The organism is Candidatus Dormiibacterota bacterium (assembly GCA_035536395.1).
GTDB lineage: Bacteria > Patescibacteriota > Saccharimonadia > UBA4664 > DATLOE01 > DATLOE01.
Genome location: DATLOE010000022.1, coordinates 1 through 12,355, shown reverse-complemented (window position 1 = coordinate 12,355; position 12,355 = coordinate 1). Strand labels below are relative to the sequence as shown.

Annotated in this window: 15 protein-coding genes; 2 read left to right on the top strand and 13 right to left on the bottom strand. The window is 48.7% G+C overall.

Going from position 1 to position 12,355, the window contains the following annotated elements; genetic code table 11:
* Positions 1-22: 22 nt before the first annotated feature.
* The 5 genes from VNA68_03595 to VNA68_03575 form a co-directional block, all read right to left on the bottom strand.
* On the bottom strand, positions 23-286 hold the full coding sequence (locus VNA68_03595; GenBank protein HVE81188.1) for a hypothetical protein: 264 nt from the start codon (positions 284-286) through the stop codon (positions 23-25).
* Positions 283-894, bottom strand: coding sequence for a type 4a pilus biogenesis protein PilO (gene pilO / locus VNA68_03590; GenBank protein ID HVE81187.1), 612 nt, complete (start codon positions 892-894; stop codon positions 283-285). Before pilO ends, VNA68_03595 begins: the two co-directional genes overlap by 4 nt.
* Entirely contained in the window at positions 884-1,468 is a 585-nt protein-coding gene (locus tag VNA68_03585; protein HVE81186.1) for a PilN domain-containing protein, read from the bottom strand. Before VNA68_03585 ends, pilO begins: the two co-directional genes overlap by 11 nt.
* Positions 1,465-2,499 (bottom strand): type IV pilus assembly protein PilM, encoded by a 1,035-nt coding sequence (pilM, locus tag VNA68_03580; protein HVE81185.1) that lies wholly within the window; start codon positions 2,497-2,499, stop codon positions 1,465-1,467. Before pilM ends, VNA68_03585 begins: the two co-directional genes overlap by 4 nt.
* A gap of 98 nt (positions 2,500-2,597) precedes the next feature.
* Positions 2,598-5,939, bottom strand: a complete 3,342-nt coding sequence (locus tag VNA68_03575) for a hypothetical protein (protein ID HVE81184.1) — start codon at positions 5,937-5,939, stop codon at positions 2,598-2,600.
* 708 nt (positions 5,940-6,647) lie between these two features.
* On the opposite strand from VNA68_03575, the gene VNA68_03570 reads away from it, so the two are divergent.
* Positions 6,648-7,397, top strand: coding sequence for a TlyA family RNA methyltransferase (locus VNA68_03570; GenBank protein HVE81183.1), 750 nt, complete (start codon positions 6,648-6,650; stop codon positions 7,395-7,397).
* On the opposite strand, the gene ychF is transcribed toward VNA68_03570, so the two are convergent.
* The 5 genes from ychF to rpsF are packed head-to-tail and all read right to left on the bottom strand — an operon-like array spanning position 7,349 to position 10,116.
* A complete protein-coding gene (ychF, locus tag VNA68_03565; protein ID HVE81182.1) occupies positions 7,349-8,416 on the bottom strand; it encodes a redox-regulated ATPase YchF in 1,068 nt (355 codons plus the stop codon). The two genes, VNA68_03570 and ychF, sit on opposite strands and share 49 nt — an antisense overlap.
* Positions 8,413-8,973: an elongation factor P gene (efp, locus tag VNA68_03560; protein HVE81181.1), complete on the bottom strand. Its 561-nt coding sequence runs from the start codon at positions 8,971-8,973 to the stop codon at positions 8,413-8,415. The genes ychF and efp overlap by 4 nt, the downstream gene beginning before the upstream one ends.
* A 4-nt stretch (positions 8,974-8,977) precedes the next feature.
* On the bottom strand, positions 8,978-9,196 hold the full coding sequence (gene rpsR, locus VNA68_03555; protein ID HVE81180.1) for a 30S ribosomal protein S18: 219 nt from the start codon (positions 9,194-9,196) through the stop codon (positions 8,978-8,980).
* Between the two features lie 45 nt (positions 9,197-9,241).
* Positions 9,242-9,724 (bottom strand): single-stranded DNA-binding protein, encoded by a 483-nt coding sequence (ssb, locus tag VNA68_03550; GenBank protein ID HVE81179.1) that lies wholly within the window; start codon positions 9,722-9,724, stop codon positions 9,242-9,244.
* On the bottom strand, positions 9,724-10,116 hold the full coding sequence (rpsF, locus tag VNA68_03545; GenBank protein HVE81178.1) for a 30S ribosomal protein S6: 393 nt from the start codon (positions 10,114-10,116) through the stop codon (positions 9,724-9,726). Before rpsF ends, ssb begins: the two co-directional genes overlap by 1 nt.
* A gap of 142 nt (positions 10,117-10,258) precedes the next feature.
* Between rpsF and VNA68_03540 the strand changes: the two genes are divergently transcribed.
* Positions 10,259-10,810, top strand: coding sequence for a hypothetical protein (locus tag VNA68_03540; GenBank protein HVE81177.1), 552 nt, complete (start codon positions 10,259-10,261; stop codon positions 10,808-10,810).
* A gap of 117 nt (positions 10,811-10,927) precedes the next feature.
* Here VNA68_03540 and VNA68_03535 read toward each other — a convergent pair whose 3' ends face one another.
* The 3 genes from VNA68_03535 to VNA68_03525 form a co-directional block, all read right to left on the bottom strand.
* Positions 10,928-11,524, bottom strand: a complete 597-nt coding sequence (locus tag VNA68_03535; protein ID HVE81176.1) for a RecX family transcriptional regulator — start codon at positions 11,522-11,524, stop codon at positions 10,928-10,930.
* Positions 11,525-11,932 carry a nucleoside 2-deoxyribosyltransferase gene (locus tag VNA68_03530; protein HVE81175.1) on the bottom strand — a complete coding sequence of 136 codons (408 nt, stop codon included), beginning with the start codon at positions 11,930-11,932 and terminating at the stop codon, positions 11,525-11,527. It abuts the gene before it with no gap.
* A 12-nt stretch (positions 11,933-11,944) separates the two neighbouring features.
* Positions 11,945-12,355, bottom strand: a 411-nt coding sequence (locus VNA68_03525) for a DNA recombination/repair protein RecA (GenBank protein HVE81174.1), incomplete at its 5' end; no start/stop codon positions are given.

The window sequence follows — 12,355 nt, the reverse complement described above, 5'->3', positions numbered from 1 at the left end:
TGCGAAAGCATTACTGTACCCCTTATCTGATTGGAGTAAACGGTTGTGAATTACCCACTCCACTCTTCAAATCTGGCGGCGCATAAAAATCACGCGAGAGTGAGCTGTCGGTTAAGCTGCGCAGAGCCTCTTCATTAAAGTCGGGGTTGATCGGAGTGACCTTTTCATAGGTCAGGCCTTTCTGGTTAGCGGCTTTACGCGGCACAAGCATCGTAAATATTAAGTAGCCTGCAGCCAGCAAAATTGTAATGGCAACTACCAGTTGTATCATTTCTTTGCGCTTCACTTTACTACCTCTTCTTTATCGTTCAAATCGGCCTTGTCTTGGTAGAAGGTCTGGATAGTGATACTACCCACCAATGTGCCAGTGGTTCCCCTTAGCTGAAAGGCGGAAACCTTCATTGGCCTGGCTGAGAGTTCAAGGTTTTTATAGAACTGGGTCATCTTAGAATAAGGCCCCTCTACATCCAGAGAGAATATGTATGACTTTGCGAGGCCAGCTGCAGCCGGTGCCTGAGCCACCCCTTCCGGCTGAGTATTAATACTCTTAACCCTGATCCCGGCGTTCACGGCGGCTGACTCGACCAAACTTATGACCTGCGGAAAGTCGGTACTAGCAGGCAAGGCCGAATCAATCAGCTTGCGCTCGCCGGGGCTTAAATTCTCGTAGTTCTCTACCAGTTTTTTGGCGTTTTCAAGCTTTGTATCGAGCTCTCTCTGAGCCTGCAGCTTACCGGCAATCACCCGGCCGTTTTTAAAGTTTTCGCTAAGCAACCTAATGCCAAAGTAACCGCCTACGAGCAGAGCCGTAAGCGCGCCTATGGTTACTAGTATTATGTAGTTATTAGTAGAAATCTCTTTTTGCTTAGATGGCCTTAGCTTATTAGTTGCCATGAGTCACCTCGCTGTCCATCTGAAGCGTCAGTTTAAAATCAATCGCTCCCGCGCTTTCGCTAGCCCCGGTCAGCTGGATATCGGTAAAGAATGGCTTACTGGTTAGTGCCGCGTTAGGGCCGATCTCTACATTGGCAGCCTCCAGAGCCTTCACCAGTTTTGTGGCCAGTGCGTAGTTCCTGGCACTAGCCGTCATCTCTATCTGGTTGGCCTCACTAACCGTCACACTGGAGACGGCAATGCCTTGCGGAACAAAAGTCTCCAGCACCTGAAAAAACCGGCTGGCTCTAACTCTCTCTTTGGTTAATTTATTCCAAGCCTCGAGGTTCTGCTGGGCAGTAGCCGCCTTTTGCACATCCGGCACCTCTTTTATCTCTTGCTGCTTGTTTTTGATATCTCCCGAAAGGGCCGCAATGGCAGCTTTCTGGCCGCCTAAAAGTATAAGCATCAGCACCACAAAGCCGACAGAGACCGATGTAATAGTTATCCCAAGACGCGTAGCCAGCTGCCGGCGCTGCTTATTGAGCTGGCTTTTCTGGTAAACCTCCGGGGCTAGGTTGATCCTGGCAGTCATACCAAATTTCTTTCTGCCAATCCGACCGCCACTCCATACTCAATCGAGATCTGCATTAAATTCTCCTGCAGATTAGCCGGGTACGCCACTTTGGTCCAGGCGTTGGCCACTTCCACGGGCATCCCTGTGGCAGTTGAAACATACGTAATAAGCTCGGGTAATACTACCGCGCCTCCGGATATAACGATCTTCTCTACTTTAACTTCCGGGTACTGGCCGCTAAAGAACTGTACCGATTTCTGGAGCTCTGCCAGAACTTGATCCAGGCTGGGCTTAATTGCCCTGTACACCTGACCTTCTAGTTTGGTCTGGGTGAGGCCGAATTTGCGGGTGAACTGGTCGGCCTGTACCTCATCCAGACCCAAGTTCTGGGCCACCGCTCGTACAAAGGTCTGCCCGCCGGTATTCACCGAGCGAATCAGCTTTGGCATATTAGAATGCACAATCGTAATGTCGGAAGAAAGATTGCCAATGTCTAGAGTAATTATAGCTAGATCGCTGGGCTGTACTAGGGCTCTGGCCAGGGCAATCGAATTAGGCTCTAGCGCCAGCAGCTCAAGGTCGGCCTGCTCAAAAATGCTTAAATATTTCTCTGTAGTAGTATTCGGTGCGGCCACTAGCAACACTTCTTGATCGGCCTTACCCTTGGGGCCAACCACTACCCAATCAAGCTTTACGTCTTTCAGCGCCATCGGCACATATTGGTCGGCCTGTAAGGTTATAGCCTTCCTCAGCTCGGCCTCACTCAGTCTGGGGGTCGTAATAATGCTGGCAAACACCTTAGAGGAAGACAGGCCTGCCACAACGTACTTAGTACTTACATGAGACTGCTTTACTAGACTCTTTACGGCTTCAGCTACTTTGGCAATATCGGCCGGCGCGTCGCTGACGGTTAGGCCTGGAGGCAGCGCTACGTGGCCATAGGTAACCAAAGACGGCTTGCCTTCACCTCTTTTTAATTGGACCAATCGTATACCGGTAGAACCGATATCGAGCCCGAAATATTCGTGCTGCTGATCAAATAACCCCATTTCTAATATTTTAACATAAGCAGTTTACAGGTGTATACCCCCTTTTGTATCAGATAGACAACTTTCTGCTTTTAAGATGCCTCAGATATGGCATCGACTCAGTAGCGAGGTCGGCGTTCCCCACCGTATAGCGCCGGGTTCAAAGTCAGAGCCAAATCGCTAAAGGCAGGAGGGGTGGCCAAGAACAGCCTGTCGGAGAAAATGGCGACCTCCGCCGGTATGCTGGCGTCGGTGCCCGGGTGCGTGGTGCGGTTGTAACGGAACTGATTGGCCATTAAAAAGCCGTTTATGGTCAAGCGGGCCTTACATTCAGAGCTTCCGATATCGCCCACTTCGCCGCTGCCCACTTCTCGTTTTAAGGTCTTAACTGCACCACCCTCTACCCGGCTGCAGGTATCTATCTTTTGCTTGGCGTAATAGTAGCCATCTAGATTGGTCACACTAGGATCTATGTAGATATTACCTGTAGCGATCACCCCGAATGAGGCAGTTGAACTTAGCGCGCTGCCAGTAGGCTTGTAGCGAATGTTGTTCTTAATATAGAGATCACCCTGAACGTAGAGTGTCCAGCGATTATTTATCGTAATGTCACCGCCGCCGCTTTTTACCACGTAGGCGTTATTATTTGCGCCGTCGTAACTGTCTAGAGCCTCTACCACCTTAGGCGCGCCATTTGCAAAGCCGTCGCTGCCAGAGCTGGCAAAGGCAATGGCGTGGTTCGGGCTGTTGGTATCTCTCAGCCGATTAGCTGCTACTGTCAGATCTGGCCGGCAGTAGGCCTGGCCGGTTAAGCTTTGCCCAGCCAAAGAGCCCAGGCCGATTATGGAATTACCGGCGGTAGAAACCACATACCAGCCTGAGCCGCCGGGGCTGTTTTTAATACGAGGGCCCGTAGATCTCGTTAATGGGCAAGTGGTCTTGCCGGTACTGCCGGCCTGCACGCCACCCTGCTCGGTGGTCAGGAAGGGCCCGGTAACCTGCACCACGCGCAGACTAATGGTATTACTGTCACGGCAAACTTCTGGGTGGCCTACCTTCCACCTTTCTTTAAAGCAAGCTTGGGCATTGTTTGTCACATTACCGGTTGGAGGCTCGCTATTCGGCCGATTGTATTTGTAGCCGAAGCGGTAGGTCTTGGTGCCAAAGCCGCCGGCTGTTGTGTCGGCGCCATCCCACACTACTCTTTCATTCGGGTCGGGCAGGTTGCTGAAATCTGGCGGGGTGCCGCTGTATTTAATTGCATCCGTACTTTGGGTGCCGCCGTAATCTATGCGGCTGTCTAGGTTCGCCCCGGCTTGGTCGCGCACTGCATATTCCACCGGACCCAGGCTGGTATTTGGCGTGACGTCCATTAAGAAGTCCCCCCTATCATAGCCAGGGTAGCCGCCTATCACCTGCTCCCCTGCCACACTCCTGGCATTAGTACTCTTCGTAATCCCGGTAATATCCCCGGGGATTGGATTAAAGGTAATGTTGGAATACCCGGGAGCAAAACTGCCTCCTATTCTAGTTTGAGAAAAATTAATAACTCCCTGGTGACCGCCTGACCTGTCCTCGCAGCCCGGTACCCTGCCGTAATTGCTGTAGTTAGGGCTCCCAGTAGCACAGTAGCGGCGGTCTCCACTGGTTGGGCTAGCTATATAGCCAGGGTAAACTCCAATATCTGAAGCTGACTTTACGAAACCGTGCCATTTAATAGTTATCTCACTATATGCCGGCATGCGTTCGAAGCTGAAGAATATGCGAGGTCTACTGCTACCGCCAAAATTCTCTATGCCGCATGTAAAGCCGGTAGTAACACCTGATCCTCCGTAGCCATAGCTCAAATAGTTACTAGGGCTGAAGGTTGGACACGAGAGATTTGGGAATTCAACTTGCCACCTATCACCTGCTTCATTCCATGGGGCGTTGGGGGTCGTTTTTATTGAAGCACTATCAAAGCTAACTGCATCAGGTTTTAAGTTAAGAGGTATGAAATCCTCAATAATAGTGTTGAATATATTCATCTCGGCGGCATTTTTTACAGTAAAACTAAAGTCCACTCTTTGACCAGGCCTTACATTACTGTCTGGACCGCTCACCGGATTGGCTGACTTGGTTTGAACCGGCATTTCTTCTATAGGATCATATATAAAATCATAACTGTAATCTTCATAGCCATCATTAATATTACCAGATACCGACCCTCTTAAATCTGTGCTCTGCCTGCCATTACAATCGGTATCCCAGCTAGCCGTGCTTTGATACCCTCTATCTGCACAATGAACAAATGCAACTTGATTCTCATAACTACTCCCAGCATAAGTGGAGCCGTTCAGGAAGGCACCTTTCAGCCTATACTTCGTGGTGTCGATTATTCCGTCATTATTTTTATCCCCATCCCTGACCCTAATTTCTGTTGGCATCCTAAGACAGAAAAACTGGCCCCTCGACTTTGCAGCCGAGAAGCTGCCGTCAGGCTCTATACTGTATTCTCGACCATCACAGCCCGTTACTTTTTCAGCTCCTACTGGATCAAGTGGCCTTCTGACACCTGTTGCGTTCGTAGATGAGGTTGGCGAGCCTGGAGCAGACGACCTGACTTTACCTTTGATAAATGTTCGTTGAAACTGAAAGCACTCTCTATTAGAGCGTTTAGCTATCCTTTTAAGCGCGTCAAAGTTGCTTGTATTTGGGCTTGTTGACATATCAGGCTCGCCATCGTAGCGAACAGCCACATATGTTCTAACGCAGAATTTTCTTAGGTTGCCGGCTAGGGGCTGGTCGTCGACAGTTAAGTTGAAGCTCAAACGAGGGCGCTTATTTGAATGAGAATTCTCTAGCTGCCACCATATCATTCTGCCTTGGTCGGAGCCAAAATTATCACCACAATTAACCTCCGCGCCATAGCCGGCATAAGGGCTTCTATGATTATCGGTTGGACCGGTACCGGCATATGAGTGCAGTACCGGCGTGCCATATGCTCCTGGGCATGCTTGCAGTTGGCCTCTTGAACCGAAGGGTGATTTACTGGCAATTTGGTAGCCATCAAGGCTATGACTCCCCTCGGTTACTGCATTGCTGGAGGCAAAATCTGAATCGTTCATATCTATGATTACAAAAACATAGACTTTGTTCCTAGTGACATCAGTGGCTGATTGCCTGGCAAAATTACTGTTGTCAAAACCGGTTCTGAATTGAATGGTTCGGGCGGCGGGTATTGTCCTATAATCGTCGGGTGTGGTGGCACTGTTGCCATCGGGATCGCCATCAAGTATTACCGCAGTGGAATCACCTGCAGATCGGGGACAAAGAAACCCGAAAGAAAACTTACTTAATAAGCCCTCCACCTCACAGGCGCTCAAATCCGCTTTTGCCGGCTGGGTATACAGTAAGCTTGAAGCTACCAATAAAGGCAGTAGCAGCAGAATATAGTATTTTTTTTTAACTCTCCTAAACATAGCTTTGCTAGATTCAGTATATAACGCTTATGCTAGCTTCTACAACCATAAGTAAAACCCGGCCGAAGCCGGGTTTTTTGCAGAGATTACTCTCCGCTTATTTTCTGCGAAACCACACTTGAGCCCTACTCCATGGAGCTCTCTTGCCAACTGGGAAGGAATATACCCATCTACCTCGAGTGGTGCCAGTCTTTACTCTCTTAGCCCTGCCAGTTTTCAGGTATATCAAAACCTTGCAAACCTTAAAGCCCCTGAAAGCACGCCACTCAATAAAGAGTATCCAGGACTTATTATTAACGGAGTCGCCATGTTGTATAACTCCGCTAGTTTTAATGGAGCCGACTGGGTCACCATAACGACCAGTGTAATTATAGCCAACCATATAGGGAGCTCTCGGTGTGCAGGATCGCCTTGGGTCAGCAGTATTGGCAAAAGCGGGTATTGCTGCAGTCAGTAGTAGGCCGGCCAGAGTGGCGGCCAGTGCAATCTTTGTGAACCGAGGCATTCGGCTCACCTCACTTTCTTTTTGCCGGTGCCGCCAAGCGCCGGGCAGAGGTGCTAGTAATAGCGCGTAAAGCGCCATCGAACTTACTTATAGTTATACACTACTTTTCGCGACTTGTAAATATTTTGGCTTACCCAAGCCAAAAAACGCTTATGCTTTGATTAAGCCCTTTTTCTTTATTCCGGGCTGTTACAATGTGGGTAATGAAGACTCGCTTAGATGTATTAATGACAGAAAAAGGCTTGGCCCCCAGCCGCACCATGGCCCAAGCTATGATAATGGCCGGGCAGGTAAAAATAGACGGCCAGCCGGCACTGAAGGCCGGGCAGCCGGTAGCCGAAGGTGCCGATATTTCGATAACCGAAATGCCAAAGTACGTCTCTCGCGCCGGAGATAAACTGGCTTCAGTGGCGAGTGAGCTGAAACTCGATTTTAACGGCAAAATTATACTGGATGTCGGCTCTTCTACCGGTGGGTTTACCGACTTCGCTCTGCAGAACGGTGCCAAAAAGGTTTACGCGGTGGATGTGGGCACCGCCCAGCTGGCCTACAAGCTCCGCCAGGACCCAAGGGTAGTTGTAATGGAGAAAACTGACATCCGCACAGTCAACTCATTGCCAGACCGAGCCGACATAGCGCTGGTTGATGCGTCATTCATTTCCCTCACCAAAATCCTGCCGACGGTTGCTGAATTAATATCGCCAGACGGAGTTATTGCGGCAATGGCCAAGCCGCAGTTTGAGGCTGACAAGCCGACTGCCGATAAGTTTAAGGGTGTTATTAGCGATGAGAAAACCAGACAAGAGATTCTGTCTGGCCTGGAGGCAAAAATAAAAGCCGACTTTATTATTACGGCTTCAGCTGATTCAAAAATTACCGGGGCACAAGGCAACAGAGAACGGTTCTACACGTTAAAGCGAAATTCTACTACATCTCCCTCGCGCATAACATAATCCTTCCCCTCTAGCCGAACCTTGCCGGCAGCTCTAGCAGCAGCCTGCGAACCGGCGCTTATAAGATCTTCATATGTGACCACCTCGGCCTTAATGAATCCTTTTTGAAAATCGGTATGAATAACCCCAGCTGCCTCAGGCGCGGTAGCCCCCTTGCGCACCGTCCATGCCCGCACCTCTTTTGGCCCGGCGGTCAGGAATGTCTGCAAGCCGAGTGCTCGATAGCCAGCTTTAGCTAGCCCGTTCAGACCGGGCTCTTTCTGGCCTAGGCTTTTCAGCAACTCGGCAGACTCACTAGCCTCCATATCTATAAGTTCGGCCTCAACCTTGGCACACAGGAATATATTCTGCACAGGTTTATTGATAGCGCTGAGCTTTCCTCTAAGTTCATTGTTATCCAAATCGGCCTCATCAATATTAAATACATAAATGAAGGGCTTAGCTGTAAGCAGATGCAGATCACGAACTGGTTCACTTTCGAACTTTGCCTCATGCAACGTCTGCCCGGCATCTAATATCCGCTTCGCCTCAAGCAGGGCATCTAGCTTTTTCTGACTGCTTTTATCCTTTTTAACATCGGCTTGAGCCTTTGGTAGATGGTTTTCTATGGCCTGCAGGTCTGCCAATATCAGTTCAGTTTCGATTATTTCTATATCGTCCGCCGGGTCAACCTTGCCTTCTACATGTGTCACGTTGGTATCGTGGAACGCCCGCACCACTTGGCAGATCGCTTGGCATTCACGGATATTGCCCAGGAATTTATTGCCTAAACCCTGTCCTTTACTTGCACCTTTTACAAGGCCTGCGATATCCACGAATGTAACCGCGGCCGGCACAACCTTTGCGCCATCATACAGCTTAGAAAGCTCCTGCAGGCGCGAGTCTGGCACCGGCACAATACCGACATTCGGCTCTATGGTGGCAAAGGGATAATTGGCCGCTAGCACACTAGCTTTGGTCAGCGCGTTGAATAAAGTGGATTTACCGACATTCGGCAGGCCGACTATACCGATTTTCATTTTTGTCGCTCGAGGTAAGCACCGCTGCGGGTATCTACCTTAACCACATCACCCTCATTAATGAATAACGGCACCATAACAGAGAGGCCGGTTTCTACGCGCGAAGGCTTTAGGGCCTGATTAGCGGTATCGCCCTTGGCGCCTGGGTCTGCCTTGGTCACTTTTAAGTAAACAGCGTTGGGCAGCTCTATGCCAATTGGCTTTGCATTAAAGTAGTTAATAATCGCCTTGGAGTCCTCGGCCAGATAATCGGCCGCTTCCGACACTATGGTTTTACTTAAAGCAATCTGCTCGTATGTTACTTGATCCATAAAGTGAAAACTATCACCATCCCTATAGAGAAACTGCATGTTAACTTTGGAAATATCGGCTCGCTTGATCTTATCGGCCGGCCTAAAGGTACGCTCCAGCACAGAGCCGTTCAATAGGTTCTTAAGCTTGGTGCGCATTACGGCGCCGCCCCGGCCCATAGCCATATGAGACGACTCCACCACCTGGTACGGCGCGTTTTCGAGTTCGATTACCACACCTTTTTTTAAATCGGTATGTCCGTACATGCGGCTACTTTACTACGAAGGGCAAAAGAGCAAGATGGCGGGCACGCTTAAGCGCTACTACCACCCGGCGCTGGTGCTTTAGGCAGGTGCCGGTACGCTTACGGGATTCTATTTTGCCGTAGCTGTTTAAGTATCGCTGCAGCAGCTTGACGTCTTTGTAGTCGATTTCTTCGCTTTTTTCAGCGCAGAACCGGCAGACTTTTTTACTATAAAAATTAGCCATTTTTCATCCTTCTTATCTGTTCACTCTGAATATAAATTTTATTCATTAAAATGGAATTTCATCTAAATTAACCGCGTCATCCCCTAGGTCTTCAATTACCACATCTTTGTCTTTAGCCTTGGGCTTCTTTTCGTCTTTGGCTGCCGCAGGCTCGGGAATTTCTTGGCTGAAATCGCTGCTGCCGCCGGCTGCCTCACCTGGGCGATCCAGGAAGTTTATATCTGAGGCTACTATTTCGGTGCGCTGGCGCTTAACACCATCTTTCTCCCAGCTTTGGGTTTGCAGACGGCCCACAACCAACACTTTGCGGCCTTTTGACAGGTATTGGTCGGCCAGTTCGCCCAGCTTACCCCAAGCCACTATCTCGTGGTACTCCACAGCCTCCCTGCGATCGCCGCTGGCATCTACCCAACTGCGGTTTGTAGCCACGGCAAAAGAAGCCACAGACTGACCGCTAGGCGTGGTTCTTAGCTCCGGATCGCGAGTCAAGTTGCCCATTACTATCGCTTGATTAAAACTCTTAGCCATTATTCTTTTCCTTCCTTGGCCCCTGCAGGCGCTTTTTCTTTAATCTCTTTAGTATCTTTAGTTTCCTTGGTTTCTTCGGATTTTACTTCTGATTTTTCCGGTTCTTTCTTTTCTTCATGCTTAACAATCAAAAACCGCAACACTTCTTCGGTAATGCGCAGCGCCGATTCCAAAGAGCGGATTTTATCGGCTTCTAGATTAACCTCAAAGTAAATATAGATGGCAAAATTCTGCTTTTTAACACGGTAAGACAATCGGCGCTTGCCCCAATTGTCACGCTTAATAATTTTGCCGCTGACAGAATCAATCTGCTTTTCTATTTTGGCTACTGGTGCATCTACATCTATCTCTAAATCCGGATGTAAAAGCACTACCAGTTCGTATGTCTTCAAGTTTGTTATTACTCCTTTCTATGGCACTCCCAGTGTCCTCACGGGGGTTTGCCGACCGAGTACGGTGGGCAAAAAAGGTAAATGCTTGGGTAATACTACCAATATTCTCCTATCTGGTCAACAGCTTTGCTAAACTAGTGGTATGTACATTCTTGCCAAGCAGTTAAAGAAGCTGCCCGTCATCAGCCTGCAAACAGGCCAATCGATTGGGTTAATTGATAAACCCCTGATAAATCAGGATGACCTTGAGGTAGCCGCCCTCTGGTGCCACGCCAGCCGCTTTAGTCGGAAAAAGGGCATTATATTAATACGTGATATACGGCAGTTTGCTACAGATTGCATTATTATCGATTCTTTCGATGAGATTGAAGACCCGAATGAGATTATTCGACTTCATAAGGTGGCTGAACATGACTTTGAGCCAATCGGCAAGCTAGTGGTAAACGAAAGTGGGCAACAGCTGGGCCGCGTGCAGGATTACACCATTAACCTGGGAAGCAATCTACTGCAGAAGCTTTACGTACACCAATCACTTATGAAGAGCTTGATGTTTAATAACCTGGTTATTGACCGTACTCAGATAATTGATGTCAGCCAGAAGCGGTTCACAGTACAGGATGCGATTGCGCCAGAAACAGAACTGGCTCCCCAGTCGTATCGCAAGGGTAGATATCCACAACCAAAACGGTTGTGATATAAAAACGCTTGCGCTACAATTAGCCAATTAAGAGGTGTCAGTAGTGGCAACCATCATTCTGTGGACAATGGCTATTGCTTTGGTTTATCGGATCTTTAGCGTCAGCCGAGCCAGTTAAAGCTCCAAAGCTTGTCTAATATCGTCGATAGTAAAGCCCTGCGTGTATAAATAGCGCAGGAGTTTTTGTTGTTCGGGGTATTTTTGGCGCAGATTGCGCTTCTCAACCATTTCAATAATCGCCTGGGTCTCTGAACCGTAATCTGCCAGAGCTTCTTCTATGATTTCTTTATTTATACCTTTAACGGCCAGTTCCTTACGCAGTTGCAATCGGCTCTTAGCCTTGCCGGACCTTCTGCCTTCTACCCAGTTTTTTGCAAACAAATTGTCGTTTAGCAGCTTTTGCTCCTCCAGCTGGCGGGTAACGGCCGTAATCTCCTCTTCGCCATAACCTTTACGCTGTAGATATAGTGTGACTTCACTGGTACTTCTATCACGCGCGGCCAGCAGCCGGTATACTTTGGCAATCGCCTTGCCAACATCTGACTCTTGTTGATATTCCTCAAGTTCGGTAGGCGTCAGCTCTTGGCCCACCTTTAGTCTGGCTTCAGCCAATTGGTTCTCTGAAAGCGAAAAACTGTACTGATCATTTATATATATTGAGTAACGGTCTCGCCTCTTCTGCTGTTGTGTAATTTTAGTAACCCTAGGCATTTAGGCTTTCTTACCGGTTAAAATACCCTGGATTGCCTGGACTGATAATTTCTCAAAAGGCAGAACAGCTGCGACCAGAGCCTTTACTCCATCCTCTTTTGCCTCTTCCGATAGGATTATCGGCTTTTCAAGAGCGGAGGCGTAACCTATTTCGATAGCCACACTGCAGCCGATATAACCCCCTTCCGCAATAACATAAACGGCATCGGCTTTTTTTAACTTCTGCAAAAAGCTGCGAGTGAGCTGAGCTTTGGTGCTAGGATCGACCTTTACCAGGGTTTCATTATGTACAAAGCCAGGTGTATATACCTCGATGCGTTCAGCCTTCAGTTTGTCTGCAGCAGCCTTGGCTGAGGGAAAAAACTTACTGCTCGAGGATATTATGATGCTATCTATGGTATTTATCATTACAGATAGCGTTTAGGTAGCGGTTTTGCGAATGGCGACTTCTAGCTCTTTCATAGCCTTCGGCTGTTCTTTAAGATATGCCTTGGCGGCTTCGCGCCCCTGGCCGATCTTTTCACCTTTGTATTCATACCAGGCACCGGATTTTGCAACTAGCTCATACTTGACGGCTAGATCTAGGATGTCGCCCGCAGCCGATATGCCTTCGTTATACATAATGTCGAACTCGGCTAGGCGGAAAGGCGGAGCAATTTTATTCTTAACCACCTTCACCTTCACGCGGTTGCCAATTACTCTATCGGCCTCCTTAATCTGCTCCGTACGGCGGATATCCATACGTACTGAAGAGTAGTATTTGAGCGCCTGACCGCCAGCTGTAGTTTCTGGATTACCAAACATCACGCCGATCTTCATCCGCAACTGGTT

Bases quoted from the DNA above. Each gene is read 5' to 3' on its own strand.
- VNA68_03575 (HVE81184.1), bottom strand. From the start codon at position 5,939: ATGTTTAGGAGAGTTAAAAAAAAATACTATATTCTGCTGCTACTGCCT.
- VNA68_03530 (HVE81175.1), bottom strand. From the start codon at position 11,932: ATGATAAATACCATAGATAGCATCATAATATCCTCGAGCAGTAAGTTT.
- ychF (HVE81182.1), bottom strand. From the start codon at position 8,416: ATGAAAATCGGTATAGTCGGCCTGCCGAATGTCGGTAAATCCACTTTA.
- ssb (HVE81179.1), bottom strand. From the start codon at position 9,724: ATGGCTAAGAGTTTTAATCAAGCGATAGTAATGGGCAACTTGACTCGC.
- VNA68_03585 (HVE81186.1), bottom strand. From the start codon at position 1,468: ATGACTGCCAGGATCAACCTAGCCCCGGAGGTTTACCAGAAAAGCCAG.
- rpsR (HVE81180.1), bottom strand. From the start codon at position 9,196: ATGGCTAATTTTTATAGTAAAAAAGTCTGCCGGTTCTGCGCTGAAAAA.
- VNA68_03535 (HVE81176.1), bottom strand. From the start codon at position 11,524: ATGCCTAGGGTTACTAAAATTACACAACAGCAGAAGAGGCGAGACCGT.
- pilM (HVE81185.1), bottom strand. From the start codon at position 2,499: ATGGGGTTATTTGATCAGCAGCACGAATATTTCGGGCTCGATATCGGT.
- pilO (HVE81187.1), bottom strand. From the start codon at position 894: ATGGCAACTAATAAGCTAAGGCCATCTAAGCAAAAAGAGATTTCTACT.
- VNA68_03540 (HVE81177.1), top strand. From the start codon at position 10,259: ATGTACATTCTTGCCAAGCAGTTAAAGAAGCTGCCCGTCATCAGCCTG.
- efp (HVE81181.1), bottom strand. From the start codon at position 8,973: ATGTACGGACATACCGATTTAAAAAAAGGTGTGGTAATCGAACTCGAA.
- VNA68_03570 (HVE81183.1), top strand. From the start codon at position 6,648: ATGAAGACTCGCTTAGATGTATTAATGACAGAAAAAGGCTTGGCCCCC.